The 17,636-nt window shown below is 55.8% G+C and carries 16 protein-coding genes and 2 pseudogenes; 13 read left to right on the top strand and 5 right to left on the bottom strand.

All coding sequences use genetic code 11. The features are described from left to right. Positions 1-29: 29 nt before the first annotated feature. On the bottom strand, positions 30-983 hold the full coding sequence (gene proW, locus ACIP21_RS24315; RefSeq protein ID WP_400693122.1) for a glycine betaine/L-proline ABC transporter permease ProW: 954 nt from the start codon (positions 981-983) through the stop codon (positions 30-32). Between the two features lie 52 nt (positions 984-1,035). Then, positions 1,036-2,187 (bottom strand): glycine betaine/L-proline ABC transporter ATP-binding protein, encoded by a 1,152-nt coding sequence (locus ACIP21_RS24310; RefSeq protein ID WP_400693120.1) that lies wholly within the window; start codon positions 2,185-2,187, stop codon positions 1,036-1,038. A gap of 534 nt (positions 2,188-2,721) precedes the next feature. Between ACIP21_RS24310 and ACIP21_RS24305 the strand changes: the two genes are divergently transcribed. The 8 genes and pseudogenes from ACIP21_RS24305 to ACIP21_RS24270 all read left to right on the top strand — a co-directional run. Then, positions 2,722-3,678 (top strand): LysR substrate-binding domain-containing protein, encoded by a 957-nt coding sequence (locus tag ACIP21_RS24305; RefSeq protein WP_400693117.1) that lies wholly within the window; start codon positions 2,722-2,724, stop codon positions 3,676-3,678. Between the two features lie 107 nt (positions 3,679-3,785). Next, positions 3,786-5,042, top strand: coding sequence for an SRPBCC family protein (locus ACIP21_RS24300; RefSeq protein WP_167277898.1), 1,257 nt, complete (start codon positions 3,786-3,788; stop codon positions 5,040-5,042). 5 nt (positions 5,043-5,047) lie between these two features. Further along, complete coding sequence (locus ACIP21_RS24295) at positions 5,048-6,178, top strand: FAD-binding oxidoreductase (protein ID WP_400693113.1); 1,131 nt, start codon at positions 5,048-5,050, stop codon at positions 6,176-6,178. Positions 6,179-6,391: 213 nt separating this feature from the next. After that, on the top strand, positions 6,392-8,020 hold the full coding sequence (locus ACIP21_RS24290) for a BCCT family transporter (protein ID WP_400693111.1): 1,629 nt from the start codon (positions 6,392-6,394) through the stop codon (positions 8,018-8,020). Positions 8,021-8,224: 204 nt separating this feature from the next. Beyond that, positions 8,225-8,569 carry an IS66-like element accessory protein TnpA gene (gene tnpA / locus ACIP21_RS24285; RefSeq protein WP_400693390.1) on the top strand — a complete coding sequence of 115 codons (345 nt, stop codon included), beginning with the start codon at positions 8,225-8,227 and terminating at the stop codon, positions 8,567-8,569. Next, positions 8,566-8,700 (top strand): hypothetical protein, encoded by a 135-nt coding sequence (locus ACIP21_RS24280; RefSeq protein ID WP_400693109.1) that lies wholly within the window; start codon positions 8,566-8,568, stop codon positions 8,698-8,700. Before tnpA ends, ACIP21_RS24280 begins: the two co-directional genes overlap by 4 nt. A 32-nt stretch (positions 8,701-8,732) precedes the next feature. Then, complete coding sequence (locus ACIP21_RS24275) at positions 8,733-8,948, top strand: hypothetical protein (protein ID WP_400693107.1); 216 nt, start codon at positions 8,733-8,735, stop codon at positions 8,946-8,948. A 27-nt stretch (positions 8,949-8,975) separates the two neighbouring features. After that, a pseudogene (locus tag ACIP21_RS24270) lies at positions 8,976-9,656 on the top strand (TonB-dependent siderophore receptor); the annotation flags it as partial. A gap of 6 nt (positions 9,657-9,662) precedes the next feature. Here ACIP21_RS24270 and ACIP21_RS24265 read toward each other — a convergent pair. Continuing rightward, the gene (locus tag ACIP21_RS24265) at positions 9,663-10,223 is read right to left on the bottom strand and encodes a helix-turn-helix domain-containing protein (protein WP_400693105.1); all 561 of its coding nucleotides are present in this window, start codon (positions 10,221-10,223) and stop codon (positions 9,663-9,665) included. A 214-nt stretch (positions 10,224-10,437) separates the two neighbouring features. Between ACIP21_RS24265 and ACIP21_RS24260 the strand changes: the two genes are divergently transcribed. The 3 genes from ACIP21_RS24260 to ACIP21_RS24250 are packed head-to-tail and all read left to right on the top strand — an operon-like array spanning position 10,438 to position 12,335. Continuing rightward, entirely contained in the window at positions 10,438-10,947 is a 510-nt protein-coding gene (locus tag ACIP21_RS24260; RefSeq protein ID WP_400693103.1) for a GNAT family N-acetyltransferase, read from the top strand. 17 nt (positions 10,948-10,964) lie between these two features. Continuing rightward, positions 10,965-11,411: a DMT family transporter gene (locus tag ACIP21_RS24255; RefSeq protein WP_400693101.1), complete on the top strand. Its 447-nt coding sequence runs from the start codon at positions 10,965-10,967 to the stop codon at positions 11,409-11,411. A gap of 45 nt (positions 11,412-11,456) precedes the next feature. Continuing rightward, entirely contained in the window at positions 11,457-12,335 is an 879-nt protein-coding gene (locus ACIP21_RS24250) for a DMT family transporter (RefSeq protein ID WP_400693098.1), read from the top strand. A gap of 567 nt (positions 12,336-12,902) precedes the next feature. Here the strand turns inward: ACIP21_RS24250 and ACIP21_RS24245 are convergent. Further along, positions 12,903-15,923 (bottom strand): FAD-binding and (Fe-S)-binding domain-containing protein, encoded by a 3,021-nt coding sequence (locus tag ACIP21_RS24245; RefSeq protein WP_400693096.1) that lies wholly within the window; start codon positions 15,921-15,923, stop codon positions 12,903-12,905. Between the two features lie 350 nt (positions 15,924-16,273). Here ACIP21_RS24245 and ACIP21_RS24240 point away from each other — a divergent pair, with 350 nt between their 5' ends. Together ACIP21_RS24240 and ACIP21_RS24235 are read left to right on the top strand one after the other, a co-directional pair. Then, positions 16,274-16,462 carry an AAA family ATPase gene (locus tag ACIP21_RS24240; RefSeq protein WP_400693093.1) on the top strand — a complete coding sequence of 63 codons (189 nt, stop codon included), beginning with the start codon at positions 16,274-16,276 and terminating at the stop codon, positions 16,460-16,462. 95 nt (positions 16,463-16,557) lie between these two features. Then, entirely contained in the window at positions 16,558-17,502 is a 945-nt protein-coding gene (locus tag ACIP21_RS24235) for a LysR substrate-binding domain-containing protein (RefSeq protein ID WP_400693090.1), read from the top strand. 42 nt (positions 17,503-17,544) lie between these two features. On the opposite strand, the pseudogene ACIP21_RS24230 reads toward ACIP21_RS24235, so the two are convergent. Next, a pseudogene (locus ACIP21_RS24230) lies at positions 17,545-17,636 on the bottom strand (IS5/IS1182 family transposase); the annotation flags it as partial.

Raw genomic sequence — 17,636 nt, 5'->3', positions numbered from 1 at the left:
CGGTTCAACTGATCGAATCTGTGATTTTTTCAGGCGGTCGTGCGAGGAGTTGAAGCCGGGCCTGCGCCAACAACTCGCAGAACCACGCCGATTGGGCCGGTGTGATACCAGCGCCGGCTTGGGTCGCTGCTACTGCGTTCACCCATGGCCTGTGTCAGGCGATCAAGGAACACCGCGAGGAGCACCAAGCCGATTCCCCCAACAGTAGCTACACCCATGTCCAGCCGGCCAATCCCGCGCAGAACCATCTGACCGAGGCCGCCTACGGAAATCATCGAGGCAATTACGACCATCGAGAGTGAAAGCATCAGTGTCTGGTTAACGCCGGCCATGATTGTCGATGTCGCCAACGGCAATTGGACTCGCACCAGCATCTGCCACGGAGTGCATCCGAAGGCACGAGCAGCCTCGATTTTTTCCTCAGCGACTTGCCGGATACCTAGGTTGGTCAAACGTACGAGCGGGGGGAGGGCAAACACGATCGTCACCAGCACTCCTGGCACGTTGCCGATCCCGAACAGCATCACCACTGGAACCAGGTAAACGAATGCTGGCAATGTCTGCATCGCATCCAGAACAGGCCGAACGATGCGTTCAGTTCTATTGCTACGAGCGCTGAGAATTCCCAGTGGGATACCAATCACCGCGCAGAAGAAAACTGACGTCAGGACCAATGCGAGTGTAGTCATCGACTCAGACCACACGCCGATAAGCCCTAGCAAGGTCAAGGTTACAAAGCACAGGGCAGCCATTCGCTTGCCAGCCAGCTGCCAACCAAGCAGTGCAGAAAGCAAGATTCCGATGCTTGGCGGGATGCTTTGCAGCGTCCACTCAATGCTGTTGAGCACTTGGTCGATTGGCCAGCGGATCGCGCGGAACACATCGCGGAAATTGTGGACCATGTAGTTGAGGGTGCTTTGCACCCAGTCACCCAGGGGGATGGTCGCGGATTGAAACGGATCAAGAAGGCTGAACTCAGACATCGCGGCTTACCTTTTTTGTTTTTCAGTACACGCATCGCATGCTGACAGGGGCTCAGTTACGACTCAGGGTCTGGAGTAATTGGCTCTTGGACAGAGTCCCTGCCAGCGCTCCGTTTCGATCGAGGACGGGTACTGGGTAAGGGAGGTTGGCTGCAAGGCTCAACACTTCGTGTAGCGGGGTATCGGTGTAGATGGGTTGTTGCTCGTGCACTCGGCAGCGATCTTCGATAACGCTATGACTCTCGACTACGCCCAGCAGCTGGTTGTGTTCATCAACCAGGTAATTGAAGGGCACGCCAGAGTTGAGCTGTGGCGCCTTGCCGTTTACTCGGCACACGGTTTTTGGATCGAGCTTGGCGATATCGCCTGCTCGCAGGATCCGAGAGCTGTCGAACCCCTTGAAGAAGGTGCGGACGTACTCATTGGCGGGCTGACTGATCAATTCCTGGGGAGTGCCAATTTGCACGACGCGCCCGCCTTCCATGATCGCGATCCGATGGCCGATCCGGATGGCTTCTTCGATGTCATGGGAAATGAAGATGATGGTGCGTTGTTGCTCGGCTTGCAGCTTGATCAACTCGCCTTGCATCTCGCAGCGGATCAGCGGGTCAAGCGCCGAGAAGGCTTCGTCCATCAGCAGGATATCGGGGTCGTTCGCCAGCGCCCGGGCCAGGCCTACCCGTTGCTGCATCCCGCCGGAAAGCTGATGGGGATAACTATTCTCATGGGCAGCGAGCCCGACCTGGCTCAATGCCTCTCGTGCCCGAGCGTGGCGTTCGCTAGCGGGCACGCCTGAGATCTCAAGGCCGAACGCGGTGTTTTCCAGCACGCTCATGTGCGGCATCAGGGCAAACGACTGGAATACCATTGCCATCCCTTTGCGACGTACGTCGAGGAGGGCTTTATCAGAGAGGCCAGTGATCTCGCGTCCATTCAGATGGATGCTGCCAGAGGTTGGCTCAATCAAGCGATTGAAGAGCCGTACCATGGTGGATTTTCCTGAGCCGGACAGGCCCATGATTACGAAAATTTCTCCGCGCTTGACCGAAAAGGTGGCGTCAAATACGCCAACCACATGCCCGGTTTTCTTGAAGATTTCGTCTTTATTTGCACCTTGGCGGAGCATATCCATCGCGGTTTTAGGGGCGGGCCCGAAAACCTTATAGATGTGCTTTACCGAAAGGATTTCGTTGTTATCACTCATACGACCCTCTTTATTATATTTGTCATCAGCAAGCGTAACCCTCCCTGGTATGAAACAGGTTACACGACTGGCAGGCTGCTCCATTTTTAGGAGCTATTACAGAGTGAAGCAATGTTGTGCGATGGGTGCACTTGATTGATAGGTGGCTGGGTAAGTAAGAGGGCTTCGTCTCGTGATGGAGGTGAACTTGACTGACCTTTTACGTAATTTACTCTAGGCCACAAAAGGCTAGTGGAATTGTACATTGAGGTCTAAAAATATAACGTTTAGGTCTTCAAGTGGTGTCCGAAATTTCCGATGCGAGTTTGAAGAACTTGGGGTTATCCCTAAATAACCTTGGGGTTATAGTTGGTGAAGTTCTCGACTCAAAGATTCACATTTCCATCGCTGCTGATGGTTATTTCTATATCCAGAACAGTCAAAAACTGATTTCATCATAAGCGGAATGGATCCGCTCGATACCGGTAAATGTGAATCATTGTCATTTGGTGCGAGCTGGTCTGGCGAGTTAGGGCATCCCTTGTCGAGACAACAATGAACAATCAAGAGTCTGGCGCTAAGCAAAAAGGGTATCGGCGCATCATCCCGTCCATGACGGCGTTGTTGCAATTTGAATCGGTCGCGCGCCTGAACAGCTTCACCTTGGCCGGCAAGGAGTTGGGCGTTTCGCAAGCCGCGGTCAGTAAGCAAATCAAGGTCTTGGAGGACAATGTCGGGGTGCAGCTGTTTCAGCGCATGCACCGCAATATCTACCTGACCGAGGCGGGGGAAACGCTTTTTGCGATCATTTCTGATGCGCTGCAAAATATCGCCAGTGGCTTCGATCAGGTTGTCCAAGGGAGCGAGAAAGAAGAGATCGTGCTGGCCTCTACGGCGCCGGTTTCACAATTCCGGATCATGCCGCGCATCAACACCTTGGTTGACGCTTTGCCCCATGTGAGGTTGCGCCTGTCTACTCAGATGTTTTCGGGCGGCTTGCGTGCCCCTGACTATGATATGGACATCCGGTTCGGCAACGGCCACTGGCCTGATGGTGAGTCTATTTTGCTTTTTGAGGAAGAGGTGTTCCCGGTCTGCTCCCCTGCTTGGCTTGCGCGAAACCCTATGCCTTCCACCCTTGAGGAGCTAGCTAAAGCGGGCTTGCTGGACGCCGACTCGACCTCCGAAGGGTGGGTAACCTGGCCGAGCTGGTTTAAAGAGCTGGGGATGCCTTCTGGGCGATTGAACATTAATTTGCGCAGCAGCCTGTATACCGATGTGATTCATGGGGCTTTGAATGGCTATGGGATTGCATTGGGCTGGGGGCGAATGGTAGATCACTACATCGACAGTGGCGCATTGGTAAAGCTGGAGCCGTTCGTCGTTCGGCCCAATGAATCCTACTATCTTGTTCTCCCCAACGGTCACACGGTCACTCCTAACGTCACTGCGATTGTCCAGTGGTTGCAGAGCAAAGCAGTGCCAGTCACAAATCAACTTGTTCGTGAATAACCTTAGGTTATGCATTTTGGAAAAATAGTGCTTTGACTTAACTCTCTTGGGCTCGAATAATTTAGTCGTTCCTGGCGAACTAAAAATAAGAGCCCGTGAGGATTATAATGAGCACTTCCCCTATCAAATCGCATCGCGAATTGCTGGATTCGCGCAAGCCTGGTTTCGGTATGCCTGGCGAACTCTACAGTCGCCAGGACGTATTTGAAAACGACCTCAACGTCTTCTTCCATAACCACTGGATTCTTGTTGCCGTCACCGCTGACGTGGAAGAGCCTGGCGATGTCTACACCGTTGACATTGGCAAAGCCTCGATCATCGTCGTGCGGGATGACGACGAGCAGGTGCGCGCCTTCCGAAACGTATGTCGTCACCGTGGTGCTCGCTTGAAAGAGGCGGGTAAATCAACGGTCGGCATGCTGGTGTGCCCATACCACCAGTGGACCTATGACCTGGATGGCAGCCTCAAGCATGCCAAGCACATGGGTAAGGCATTCGACCCTGAGTGTCGCAGCCTGATCCCCGTGCACTGCGAAGTCATCGGTACTCACGTGTTTGTGTGCCTGAGCGACAACCCGCCTGAAGATATCAACGTCATGGCTGAAGTCATGCGTCCACGCTTTGAACCGTTCGACCTTACCAACACCAAGATTGCCTACGAACTCGATTACGTCGAGAACGGTAACTGGAAGCTGGTAATGGAGAACAACCGCGAGTGCTATCACTGCGAAGGTACTCATCCTGAGCTGATCGTCTCCTATCAGTCGGAAGACCTGGGCGTCAGCCTTGAAGAGATGAACGAAGAGCAGCGCGCCTCTTACGATGCCTATCAGGTTCGCAAAGCTGGCATCGAAGCTAACTGGGAGAGCGAAGGGTTGCTCTATGAAACATACGAGCAGCTGGCAGACGATGCGCCTACGCAATTCCGCACTCAGCGCATGATCATTGCCGGTAGTGGTGAATCGCAGACGCTGGATACCAAAGTGGCCTGTACCAAGCTGCTCGGTAACCTGACTCGTCGTGACCTTGGTGATACGCACATGTGGGGCAACAATGCCTGGTCCCATGTGATGAGCGACCACGCGATGATCAGCTGGATTTTCCCTCTGTCGCCGGATCGCACCATGGTGCGAACCAAGTGGCTGGTGCACAAGGATGCTGTAGAAGGTGTGGATTACGATCTGCAACGCCTGACCGAGGTGTGGATTGCTACCACGCAGCAGGATGCAAGCCTGGTTGCCATTACTCACAGCGGTACCCAAGATCCTGGCTTCGTGCCTGGTCCTTATTCAGAATTCACTGAGCCGTACGTGGACCAGTTTGCTCGCTGGTATTCCACTCGTCTCGCAGCTAACGGGATTTGACGGTGATGGGTATGGTCGAGAATATTGCTAGCCTCCGGGCTGATCAGCGTTTTGCCGACACTGACCATTGGGCTGCCTTCGGTGTGCAGTGGGCAAGCGGCGAAAGCAAGCGGATTGAATGCCTCAACGTTGTGGATGAAACGCACGACGTGAAGACTTTCATCTTCCATTGTCCGGACTATCACGCTCTGGCTTATGAGCCAGGGCAATTCCTGACCATCTCCCCTGTGATTGAAGGTCAGAGCGTCTCCCGCTGCTACACCTTGTCGTCGACGCCTACAAGGCCGTTCACGTTCTCCATCACGGTTAAGCGTGTACCGGGAGGCGCGGTCTCTAATTGGTTGCACGATAACCTTCGTGCTGGGGATGCTCTTGCGGCATCTGGGCCAGCGGGGATTTTCACTCCGGTCGCCGCACCGGCGAAGAAACTGCTGTACCTCTCGGCAGGTTCAGGCGTGACGCCGGTAATGGCGATGACCCGTGCAGCAGCTGATCTTCAAGCTGACCTGGATATTGTATTTGTCCACAGTGCTCGTACGCCGAAAGACATCATCTTCCGGGATGAGCTGGCGCGGCTTGAGCGCTCCATGCCAAGCCTTCGCACCGTTTTCTTCTGCGAAGGGTTGGGCGATGAGCCCGATTGGACGGGGCCCGTCGGCCGACTTTCGGTCGAAGGACTGCAAAGGTTGATCCCCGACTTCAAAGATCGGGAGGTGTTTACCTGTGGGCCTAAGGGCTACATGGACGCCTTGAAAAACCTGCTGGGTACTGCCGGGTTCGACCTCAAGCGTTATCACCAGGAAAGCTTTGATATCAATGCCGAGGAGGTTGTCGAGGCGCTCGCCGAGCCGGCAGCACCCGGCGTTGCACAAGACACTTTCACCGTTCGACTCGCCCGATCTGGAAAAGAGTTCACCATGACTCCCGACCAGACCGTGCTTAGCGCCGCTAAGAAGGCAGGGGCAGTGGTTCCCTCGTCTTGCAGCCAAGGCGTATGCGGAACCTGCAAGACAGCCATTCTTGAGGGCACTGTCGAGATGAAGCACAACGGCGGTATCCGCCAGCGGGAGATCGACAAAGGGCTGCGTTTACTGTGTTGCAGCCGGCCGACATCAGATCTGGTGGTCGACCTCTAACTCTTAAGCGGCGCCCAGCTATGAAGGCGTGGGCGCCAGTCAATATGAAATTCCTAAGGAGACGTCTGCGTTGTCCTCCAGGTGCTAATTACCTGGTTGTTGGCTGGTGCATGGCTTGCGCCTAGCACCGGCCTTTTTTCATTCGTAAATAGCTGTCATCGAATACGCCGAGCTGGGCTTACCAGCGCTTCAAAAATAAGAAGGATATAGCCGATGCGTGCAAAACAAGGCCTGTTAAAGGGCCTGAACCCGACCGTGACCTTGTGGTCGCTTTCTATCGTCATGGCTTTCGTCGCCTTCTGCGCCACCTATGGAGTAGAAGCTGCCGGGGTTTTCAAAACCGCTTCGGATGCCATCCTTGATAACTTCAAATGGTTTTATCTCGCACTCGTGAGCGGTGTGTTGGGTGTGCTGATTGTCATCGGCTTCAGCCGATACGGCTCCTTGAAGCTTGGGCGGCCAGAGGAAAAGCCGGAGTTCAGCTTCCCTGCCTGGATCTCCATGCTTTTCAGTGCCGGGATGGGTGTTGGTCTGATCTTCTGGTCGGTGGCCGAACCTGTACTTCACTACGCCAATAACCCTTTTGTGCCGGGCTTCACCGACGAAGCCGCCACCGTGTCCATGCGCATTACGATGCTGCACTGGGGACTGCACCCGTGGGCAATCTTCACCATCATCGGCCTGGGATTGGCTTACTTCGCTTACCGTGAAGGCTTGCCGCTGGCGCTGAGGTCGATTCTTTATCCACTGATTGGCAATCGAATCTATGGCCCTATCGGGCACACAGTCGACATCATCGGTGCTGTGGTGACCGCTTTTGGTGTTTCCCAGGCACTGGGGCTGGGGGTCGAGCAGATCAACATGGGCCTGAACCACGTGTTTGGCTTCCCAGTCAGCCTTTCATTCAAGCTTGGCATCATCGTGGTCGTAACACTCGTCGCCTCTGTATCGCTGCTGGTTGGCGTTTCTAAGGGCATGAAGCGCATGTGCACGCTGAACATGTGGCTCTCGCTTGCTCTGATGGGAATTGTTCTGGCGCTGGGGCCGACCAACTACATCATGAACCTGATGTTCGAAACGACCGGTGACTACCTTCAGCACATCGTGGGCCTGAGTTTCTGGACCGATGCTCAGGCTAATACTCCATGGCAGAAGACTTGGACGGCGTTCTACTGGCCGTGGTGGATGACCTGGGGGCCATTCGTAGGGCTGTTCATCGCCCGTATTTCGCGCGGGCGCACTGTCCGTGAACTGATTGGTGGGGCATTGATAGTGCCTACCTTGGTAACCCTGATCTGGATGTCTGTATTCGGTGGAACCGCCCTGAAGGATGAGCAACAGGCACGTCATGCTTACGCCAGCCTTCCAGTTGCAGAGCAAGCCGTCGCAGGTCCTTTTCAAGGTGGCCCAATCCTAGAGGAAACTCGCCGAGAAACCACCACTGCGATGTTCACCTTCCTCGGCAGGTTGGACGGCCCTTTTATAGGTGGGATCTTGAGCCTTGCGATCTGCTTCTTGCTCGCCGTTCACTTCGTCACGGCCGCTGATGCGGGCACTCAGGTGATTTCCACACTCAACTCATCCGGGGCGATTAATTCACCGAAATGGAACCGGGTAATGTGGTGTGTGTTGGAGGGCGCGATTGCGGGCAGCCTTATCGTGGCGGGTGGTTTAACAGCGATTCAGCTGGCAAGCATTGTGGTTGGATTGCCTATCGCAATTTATATGATGATTACAGCGTACAGCCTCACCCGTAGCTTGTTCTCGAATGCAGATTTAATTTCACCAACCGCTGTCATGGAGTCTCAGGCATCCTCCCAGCTAGAAAGCGTCCATCTATGAGAAGTGCCGTAGAAACTAAGTGATTTAGGTGTGCTACCCAAATGAACGATAAATATGCCGCTCTCATTTGAGAAATTATTGAAGTACGCATCTCAGGAGTAGCCAGACAGAGCCTTGGCTCCCGAAGGGTAAGCGTCCGGCGAACTCACCTTCCGAACTCCAGCATTAAGGGCGATGGTGTCCGCGTATTTTTAAGCGGACGCGATCACCCTTATCGCCAGGATTTCCATTCGCCAACGAACCGCCTATCCAAAACCATTCAAAGCCCAGGTCGTTCAGGAATGCCTGCAACCTGGCGCAACGGTGTCCCGTGTCGCCATCAGCCACGGCATCAATGCCAACGTCATCCGCAAATGGCTGCCGCTCTATCGAGACCATACCGCAACAACTTCGCTGCCGGCATTAGTCCCGCTGGAGGCTGCACCTAAACGGCTCGCCGAAACGTCAGTGATAATTGAATTGCCTATGGCCGGGCAATTGATCTCGGTGAAGTGGCCAGCCTTGGATCCCGAGGGCTGCGCGCAATTCATTCGGGCTTTCGCTCAATGATCCGCATCAATGCCATCTGGCTGGCCACCGAGCCGATGGACATGCGCGCCGGAACTGAAGTGGCATTGGCCCGGGAGATCGCAGTGTTCGGTGCGGCGAAGCCGCACTGTGCTTCGCCCACACCCTGCTGACCGGCATCGAATACTAAGACTACGACTACAACTTGATCATCCAGCGTTCGGCCGCAGGTGCCGGCGCCTACCCGATCGACATCTTCGACCCGGTGCTGGGAGAGCCGCGTCCTGCCTTGAACCGCACCACCACCCACGACAAGGAAAATCTCAAGACCTGGGCGGCCTTCATCCAGGATCAGGTGGCCCTCACCGAGCACCTGAAAGCCTTCGCCGGGCTCCGCACTGAGCGCTTCGAGCATGACTAGGACAACAAGCTCAACAATGCCGGTGACTTCAACAACGGTGAAAACGGCATCACCCCACGCTTCGGCTTGATCTACGACCTGACCGACACCGTTGCCGTCTACGCCAAAACCGCGCGTTCGTTCAAGCCCAACAGCGGTGCCAGCCTGCAAGGCAGTGAGTTCGACCCGGAAAAAGGCAAGTCATACGAGCTGGGCGTGAAATGGGAGGCGCTGGACCGTCAGCTGAGCGTGGACGCGGCGATCTACCACATCGTCAAGGGAAAACGTGCTGACCCGTGACCCGAACGACTCGAGCGATACCTACAGCGTCGCTGCCGGTAAGTGTGTAGCCGCGGCCTGGACATCGACATCGCCGGCAACCTGACGCCGGAATGGCGGATGATCGGCGGCTATGCCTACGTCGACGCCGAGGTCACCAAGGACAACAGCATCCCCACCGGCACCCGCCTGGCGAACATCCCGCGCAACAGCTTCAGCCTGCTCAATACCTACGAGTTCCAGGACGGGCTGGCCAAGGGGCTGGGGCTGGGGGTTGGCATCATGGAGCGCTACAGCGTGGTCGACCTGCTGAGCCTCTACAAGGTCAACGAGCACGTGCGCTTGAACCTGGATGTGAGGAACCTGTTCAACAAGGGGTATGACGAGGGGGCGTTCAATACCTATGTGTACCCGGGGGCGCCCCGCACGTTGCATGCGTGTAGAGATTGATAGCAATCAGGCGGCTTTAAGAACGACGACCGCGTACACACATAGCTCACCACTGTCGTTGAAAAATGTGCAATCTGTGGGCGGACCTAACTCTAGGCAGTCACCCTCGCTCATGCGGTGTTGCACGGTGCCCTCCGTAAACACTAGCTCTCCTTTAATTACCCATATCAGCTGCCGTGAAAACGCATAGGCGGATGCCGGCATCGGTACTTGCTTACCCGCCGGTAGCTTCACTTGAACGAGATCCAGCGGCATTTCGGAGCGTGGAGAGACATGCCTGCGCTCGTATCCGGTATCGGGGTCAATCCAAAGCGGTTGATCTGCTGCTCGGAGTAGCCTGCCTTGGCGCAGTTCCGCGCGCGCCATGAGTGTAGACATACTCAGGCCGAAGGCGCCGGAAAGCTTCCCTAGCAGGTTGGCTGTTGGACTGCTTTCTCCACGCTCTACCTTGTAGATCATCGCCCTCGATACACCAGCCTTGGCTGCCAGGTCTGTTAGGGACCATCCACGGCTTTCTCGCTCGATCCTCACCCTATCGCCAATTTGCAGGTCAATGTCATTACTCATCAAGGAATTCGCTTCAGAAGGTAGGTGTGACACTATAGTAGTACGATAGGGATGCCGCCACAACGGCGTTGAGCCGGGTTGACCGCGCATTACCAGATTCCATGAGCAATCTGTCGGACTTTGTTCGGTTCTGCGAGTAAAATATATTGCCAAGGCGTCTACTATGGTGTCACAGTCTATCCATCATAGTGACGCCGTAGACTGAGGGTTTGCCATGGAAATTGTAAACGCAGCAGAAAGCCATATTGAGGGGATCACTGCCATCTACAACGAGGCGGTGGAGCACTCTACTGCCATCTGGAATGACGTAAAGGCAGATGCTGACAACCGCCGGGCTTGGGCTGGTGATCGAGCGAGAGCAGGCTACCCGGTATTGGTAGCCATCGATCCTGATAACAGCGTTTTGGGCTACGCATCCTTTGGTGATTGGAGGGCGTGGGATGGCTACCGTCATACCGTTGAGCACTCCATCTATGTTCGTGCTGATCAACGTGGCAATGGAATCGGCAAGCACCTGCTGATTGCTCTCATAGAAAGGGCACGCAGCATTGGTAAGCATGTCATGGTGGCAGGCATAGAGGCGGAAAACGTTGCCTCGATTCGTCTGCATGAACGGCTTGGATTTGAGCATGCTGGTACATTGAAAGAGGTGGGGGTGAAATTTGGCACTTGGCTAGATCTGACCTTCCTCCAATTGAAGCTGGACACTCGTCCTGCCGGCTAACCGTTGATCTCAATGCCATGACCTACATAATCTTGGGGTTACTCATTGCGGCAGGTGCAGCTTTAGTCGCGCAAAACTTGCTGATGGTGCAAATCATGGGGGGAGTATCCACTGCCCTCATTGCGCTGTTAATCAACTCAGCAGTCGGCTTTATGCTTCTCCTGCTACTGCTCGTTGGCAGGTCTGGACTATCTGGCATCAGTGAAGCCTTAAATGGGCTCCGATACTGGCACTTGTTGCCAGGCGTACTGGGATCGTTTTGTGTATTTGCCAGTCTCCTTGGCTATCAGCGTCTGGGGCCTGCAACAACGGCGTCAGTTTTGATTGCAAGCCAAGTGCTCGTCGCCTTGCTGGTCGACGCGTTTGGCGCCGGCCGCATCGCCACTCAGGACCTACTTATGCCGTTGATTGGTATTGCATTTCTGATAGCAGGAGTACTGCTAATTGCGAATCGAGGCTTCTGACTCATCGGCTTTACTACACTGAAAAATAATGGGGGCGGCACTTATATGAGAGGTGCAAATAGCGTGCAGAAGACAAACGAACAGTCATGGCTGTTGATTGCCGCGACGATCTTCAGCTTGATCGCCTTTGCAGCAAACTCTGTCTTTTGTCGTTTGGCGCTGAGGAGCGGCGATATCGACGCTGACTCTTTCACCGTTATTCGCTTGCTGGGCGGTGCACTTGTTCTTCTGCCGCTCTATTTCAAACCATCGAAAACCAGTTCCTCCAGTGGAACTTGGCGGGGTGGTTTTTATCTCTTCGTGTATGCCTACCTCTTCTCGCTAGCCTATGTGCAACTAGACGCAGGCGGAGGTGCACTGATCTTGTTTGGCGCGGTGCAGATGACGATGTTCGCTCTGGGCATGAGAGGAGGGGAGAAGCTTCAAATTTGGGTGGTGCTGGGAATGCTGATGGCGTTCTCTGGCCTGGTAGTCCTGCTCGCCCCAGGAGGCAGTGCGCCGGATCTTGAAAGCGCGCTGTTCATGGCCGTTTCCGGCATTGCCTGGGGATGCTACTCGGTGCTGGGCAAACGCTCAGAAAGCCCTGCCCAGGATACCGCAGGAAACTTCCTGCGCAGCCTGCCACCAATGGTAGTTGTCGCGGCTATAGGACTTGCTAAGGCAAGCCTGCATATTACTCCGACGGGGGCCATTTACGCTGTTGCTTCAGGAGTTCTTGCCTCCGGGGCAGGCTACGTCGTGTGGTATGCGGTCGTGAAACGGATTCGCGCGCAGACAGCCGCAACGCTACAGCTGAGCGTTCCAGTGCTTGCCTCGATTGCGGGAGTGGTACTGCTCAGCGAGCCACTTTCTGCTCGAATGGTGGCCGCCTCCCTGATTGTGCTGGGAGGAATTGCACTTGCTCTCCTTGGTGCGAAGCGCTGAGGTAGGCGGGAATACCTTTGGCAGGAGTCCGCCTTGAGGGCAGCTGACTCTGTGAATGGGGCGATAGCTGCCTTAGGGCTGGGCGTTTGCATCGCGAATTGGCTTTAGCACTAAGCTCCCGCCTATCAGTTCTATGCTTAGGGAATCACCAATTTTGACACCCATGCGTTCGAGGATATCGTCCGGGAGGTCAATGATGGCATCCCCAGAACCATCAACGGGGTCTTGGCATTTTACGGTTGTCCGCATGGATTCATTCATAAGGGGCGGCTCTTTCTGAACTGATGGGAAAGCCACCATCCTACGCCCACATCCCCCTACTGAAAGCATCCGACCCACGGCGAACGCTGGATATTGGGGCCGGCCCCGGCAAGCTCGGCTTTCGCAAGTGTGAAGGAGTTTAGTGGTAATCCTTTGGTTTCCGGCTGGCGGCGATGGCGCTGACAACTCAGCTTTGGGCGGTGTGTGCTTGGGGTCGGAAGCTGTCCTTCGATAGGACCGCATCCGACTCTACGCAGATAACTGCTCTTCCTGGTCATTGGTAGTCCAAGTACCGGACACGAATAGTCAGGCTTCGGTAACCTCCAGCACCACTTCCAGCGGATGTCTTAGTTTTTTGTCCGTCATCCGCTTGACCTGACTGCGGCATGAGTACCCGGTCGCAAGCGCCTCCTCTTCCTTGTCCAGCTTGGTCGCCCAGGACTGCTCGAAGATGGTCCGCGAAGTCTCCTGATTGCGCGCTTCGTGCCCGTAAGTCCCGGACATACCGCAGCAGCCCGTCGCCTCGGTCACCAACTTCAGCCCCAACCGAGCGAACACCTGTTCCCACTTCCGGGTACTGGCCGGCACGTTGGTCTTCTCGGTGCAATGCGCCATCAGGCGGAAACTGCCTGGCTTGGTCGGTGCCTGCTCCGGTAGCACATTCACCAACCACTCCTGTGGCAGCAACACCTGCGGGCTCTCCTCCAGGCCAGGCACCTTCTTGTACTCCTGTCGGTAAACCAGGGTCATCGCCGGGTCCAAGCCCACCAGCGGCACGCCACAGTCGGCCAGGGTTTTAAGCTGGGTGGCGTTACGGATAGCCGCCTTGGCGAAGGCACCGAGGAAGCCTTGCACGTGCAGCGGCTTGCCGTTGGCGTTGTACGGCGCCAGGAACACTTGGTGACCCAGGCGGTGGGCCAGCTCGATGAACGCAGCCAGCAGCGGCGTCTCGAAATAGCGGGTGAAGGCATCCTGCACCAACACGATGCTACGCTCGCGCTCTTCCAAGGTCAGCTTGCTCAGCATGCGCACGCTGGCAGCGCGCACGCCGCAGCGAGTCAGTGTTGCCTGGAAGTTGAATCGGCTGATCAGCGGGCTGTCGACCATGCCAACCTGCTTCTCTAGCAGGCGGCTGACGAATTTGGAACCCATCACCGCGTTGTACAGCCTTGGTGTGTAGGCCATGTATGGAATGGTGAACTCAAGCGAGCCAATCAGATAATCACGCACCGGACGCTGATATCGACCGTGATAAAGCTCCAAGAACCGCGAGCGGAAGTCGGGTACGTTGACTTTGATCGGACACTGTCCGGCGCACGACTTACATGCCAGGCAGCCAGCCATAGCGTCGTAGACTTCGTGAGAAAAATCTTCTTCACCGCGGTCGCGTCCAGCATTGTTGCGCAGTCGTGCTGGTAATCCTTTAAGCCAGGAGACCTTGTTACGTGCTGCCGCAAGAACGTCGATATCCGCAGCGCCCTGGAGGCGCAGCCATTCACGGATCAGCGATGCACGACCTTTCGGAGAGTGTTGGCGCTCCCGGGTAGCTTTCCATGATGGGCACATAGCATCGTTGGGGTCGTAGTTGTAGCAGGCTCCATTCCCGTTGCAGTGCACCGCGCTTCCAAAACTCTGCCATACGCGCTCATCGATGGTTCGATCTAGGTCTCCACGCATAGGCGCTTCGTTGACCTTGATGAGGCTTTCTGCACTATCTTGTGGAGTGCAAATCTTGCCTGGGTTGAGTTGGTTGTGTGGGTCGAACGCGCCCTTCAGCGCCTGAAGAGAAGGGTACAGTTCGCCAAAGAAGTCCGGTACATACTCTGAGCGCAGGCCCTTGCCATGTTCGCCCCAGAGGAGACCCCCGTACTTGTGGGTCAGCGCCGCCACCGCGTCGGAGATCGGTTTGACCAGCGCGGCTTGCGCCGGGTCCTTCATGTCCAGTGCCGGGCGAACGTGTAGCACACCCGCATCGACGTGGCCGAACATGCCGTAGGTCAGGCCGTAGCCGTCGAGCAGCGCGCGGAACTCGGCGATGTAGTCGGCCAGTTGCTCCGGTGGCACTGCGGTGTCTTCTACGAAGGGCTGTGGGCGCACTTCGCCGTCGACGTTGCCTAACAGGCCTACCGAGCGCTTGCGCATGGTGTACACGCGAGTGACCGCCTCGGCGCCTTCGGCTAGGGTGTGGCCGAGGCGCTCGACGCTGTTGTCAGATTGGAGGTGCCCGACGAACGCCGCCACCTGCGCATTCACTTCGGACGGATCGTCACCGCAGAATTCCACCAGGTTGATACCCAGGGTCGCGCGCTCGGGATTCTCCGGGAAGTATTCGGCGACGCTGTGCCAGACGATGTCCTTCATCGCCAACAACAGTACTCGCGAATCCACCGTCTCGATCGATAGCGGCTTTTTGGCCATGAGCGCATTAGCGTCACGCAGCGCGTCCATGAAGCTGGCGTAGCGCACGTTCACCAGTACGGCGTATTTCGGAATCGGCAACACATTCAGCTTGGCTTCGACCACGTAGCCTAGCGAGCCCTCGGCACCGCACAGTACGCTGTTGAGGTTGAAACGGCCCTGGTCATCTCGCAAGTGCGCCAAGTCGTAGCCGGTCAGGCAACGGTTGAGTTTCGGAAAGATGGTCTCGATCAGATCAGCTTTGGTTTCCTGAATTTCACGTGCCATACGGTAAATGGCACCCACGCGGTCTGCGCGCGCGCAAGCCTTGTCCAGCGCCGCGTCGTCGATCGGCTGGCTGTGCAGGCGTTCGCCGCCGAGCAGTACGGTGTCAAGTTCCAGCACGTGGTCGCGCGTCTTGCCGTATGTGCAACTGCCCTGACCACTGGCGTCTGTGTTGATCATGCCGCCGACGGTGGCGCGGTTGGAGGTCGATAATTCCGGGGCGAAGAACAGCCCGTGGGGCTTGAGCGCGGCGTTGAGCTGGTCCTTGACAGTACCGGCCTGGACCCGCACCCAGCGTTCCTCAACGTTTATTTCGAGGATCTTGTTCATATGCCGCGACAGATCGACAACGATGCCGTCGGTCAGCGACTGGCCGTTGGTACCTGTGCCGCCGCCCCGCGGGGTCAGCTTGATCTGCTGGAAGCGTGGCTCGGCCATTAGCGCGGCGACTCGCGCTACGTCGTCTGCGTCCAACGGAAACACCGCAGCCTGGGGCAGGCGCTGGTAGATCGAGTTATCGGTCGCAAGCACCGTACGAGTGGCGTAATCGGCACTGAACTGGCCTCGGAAGCCGGCGGCACGCAGGGCGTCGAGGAAAGCGGAATAGTCTGGCGCAGGTGCATTGGCCGAGAGCTGGGCGATCATCAGGGGATGGCCTCTTGTAGGAAACTAATCACGGATGCGTTGAACTGTTGCTGCCGAGACATGATTGAATCGACCCTTAAGCAGCAATGACACCGATGATCTCGGACCTTCAGGCATGATACAAACGGATATTCTTGCCGCTATTAATGACTTTTATGAATGTGTCAAAGCCAATGTTGTGGCCTTGGGATTGTCAAATCTACTCGCTGAACGCACTGACCTAGCGGACTTTCTGTTTTTCGGGACTGTTGGCTGAATGTATTCAGTTACCCTCGTAGCGCCCGAAAGGCGGGTAGGAAGTGAGGTGGGATACTCATTTTTTTGACTACGACAAGCTTCGATCTACAGTGATGGCCAAGCGCTTTCAGGGCAGGGAAATCATGCGGATCGAACGAGTCGAGATTGAGAATTTCAAGCTGCTCCAGAATGTGAGTCTAGGTCTTGAAGAGCGCACAACGCTGATCGTTGAACGCAACAACTGCGGAAAAACCTCTATCGCTAAGGTTTTTCGCAGGTTGCTACCTGCCCATCCCGGATAGCTAGCTGGACAATTAGGTTTTGGAATCGCTTCTTTCAGGGCAGTGAGGACGTCTATGTAATAATGAGACCGTCCTTTCCTGCCCGGATCACACCAGTGTTCGATTTCAATGAGCTGTACTTCTTTGCCCAAGTGGTTGAACACAAAGGTTTTGCCGCGGCCGCCAGAAAGATTGGCATCCCAAAGTCCAAGCTAAGCCGTCGAGTTCTGGCCCTCGAGGAGCGGCTGGGTGTACGTCTGATCCAGCGGTCCACCCGCAAATTCACCGTAACTGAGATTGGCCAGGACTACTATCGCCACTGCGTCGCCATGCTCGTTGAGGCAGATGCTGCCGAGAAGGTCATCGAGGAGTCGCGGTCCGAGCCTCATGGTTTGATACGCGTCAGCTGTCCGCCTGCGTTAGCAGCTATGGGCGTGAGTGATGCCATGGCGAAATTCATGGTTGCCCATCCGAAGGTGCAGATCCAAGTAGAGAGCACGAACCGGAGAGTAGACGTTCTGGGGGAGGGCTTCGACATTGCCTTGCGAGTGCGCTTTCCACCACTTCAAGACGAAAACCTATTCCTTAAAGTCTTCGGCGAAAGCTACCAGAAGCTTGTGGCGAAGCCTTCACTGGTTGAAGACATTGAATTGGAAGCGCCAGGCGATCTGATTGGTCTACCGAGCATGGACCTGGCTCCAGCCAACCGCGACCACCGCTGGGCCTTTATCGATCCCTTTGGGGATCGAGTAGAGGTACCTCATACACCACGCTTTGTCACCGCTGACCTAGATGCATTACATCGAGCTGCGGTCCAGGGTGTCGGGATCGTCCAGATGCCAGAGGTTATGGTGAGACATGATCTAGAGGCTGGCATGCTAGTGGAGGTGTTGCCGGCGTATCGACCTCCTAGCGGGTTAATTCATGCTGTCTACCCCTCCAAACGCGGATTGCTTCCGTCCGTCCGTGGGCTAATTGATCTTCTTGCCGAGGAGCTTGGGGCGAACGCTGAAGCTGATCGGAAGGCCTGTAAAGCAGCAGGCAAGATATCCAAACCGTAGTGATCGGAAAGCACTCAGACAACGTGGGATGACGAGGCTGGCTCTGTACGAAAAGAGATGTCGCAAACACCGCATGGAGCAAGCCAGTGAGACCATGGCGGCATAACTTTTCGCGAGCTTGTCGAAGCGGGTCA

This window comes from Pseudomonas sp. NPDC089401 (assembly GCF_044749485.1).
Lineage (GTDB): Bacteria > Pseudomonadota > Gammaproteobacteria > Pseudomonadales > Pseudomonadaceae > Aquipseudomonas.
The sequence above is the reverse complement of the archived record's forward strand: the minus strand, read 5'-3'. Positions and strand labels throughout refer to the sequence as shown.

Bases quoted from the DNA above. Each gene is read 5' to 3' on its own strand.
- proW (WP_400693122.1), bottom strand. From the start codon at position 983: ATGTCTGAGTTCAGCCTTCTTGATCCGTTTCAATCCGCGACCATCCCC.
- ACIP21_RS24310 (WP_400693120.1), bottom strand. From the start codon at position 2,187: ATGAGTGATAACAACGAAATCCTTTCGGTAAAGCACATCTATAAGGTT.
- ACIP21_RS24305 (WP_400693117.1), top strand. From the start codon at position 2,722: ATGAACAATCAAGAGTCTGGCGCTAAGCAAAAAGGGTATCGGCGCATC.
- ACIP21_RS24300 (WP_167277898.1), top strand. From the start codon at position 3,786: ATGAGCACTTCCCCTATCAAATCGCATCGCGAATTGCTGGATTCGCGC.
- ACIP21_RS24295 (WP_400693113.1), top strand. From the start codon at position 5,048: ATGGGTATGGTCGAGAATATTGCTAGCCTCCGGGCTGATCAGCGTTTT.
- ACIP21_RS24290 (WP_400693111.1), top strand. From the start codon at position 6,392: ATGCGTGCAAAACAAGGCCTGTTAAAGGGCCTGAACCCGACCGTGACC.
- ACIP21_RS24280 (WP_400693109.1), top strand. From the start codon at position 8,566: ATGATCCGCATCAATGCCATCTGGCTGGCCACCGAGCCGATGGACATG.
- ACIP21_RS24265 (WP_400693105.1), bottom strand. From the start codon at position 10,223: ATGAGTAATGACATTGACCTGCAAATTGGCGATAGGGTGAGGATCGAG.
- ACIP21_RS24260 (WP_400693103.1), top strand. From the start codon at position 10,438: ATGGAAATTGTAAACGCAGCAGAAAGCCATATTGAGGGGATCACTGCC.
- ACIP21_RS24255 (WP_400693101.1), top strand. From the start codon at position 10,965: ATGACCTACATAATCTTGGGGTTACTCATTGCGGCAGGTGCAGCTTTA.
- ACIP21_RS24250 (WP_400693098.1), top strand. From the start codon at position 11,457: ATGAGAGGTGCAAATAGCGTGCAGAAGACAAACGAACAGTCATGGCTG.
- ACIP21_RS24245 (WP_400693096.1), bottom strand. From the start codon at position 15,923: ATGATCGCCCAGCTCTCGGCCAATGCACCTGCGCCAGACTATTCCGCT.
- ACIP21_RS24240 (WP_400693093.1), top strand. From the start codon at position 16,274: ATGGCCAAGCGCTTTCAGGGCAGGGAAATCATGCGGATCGAACGAGTC.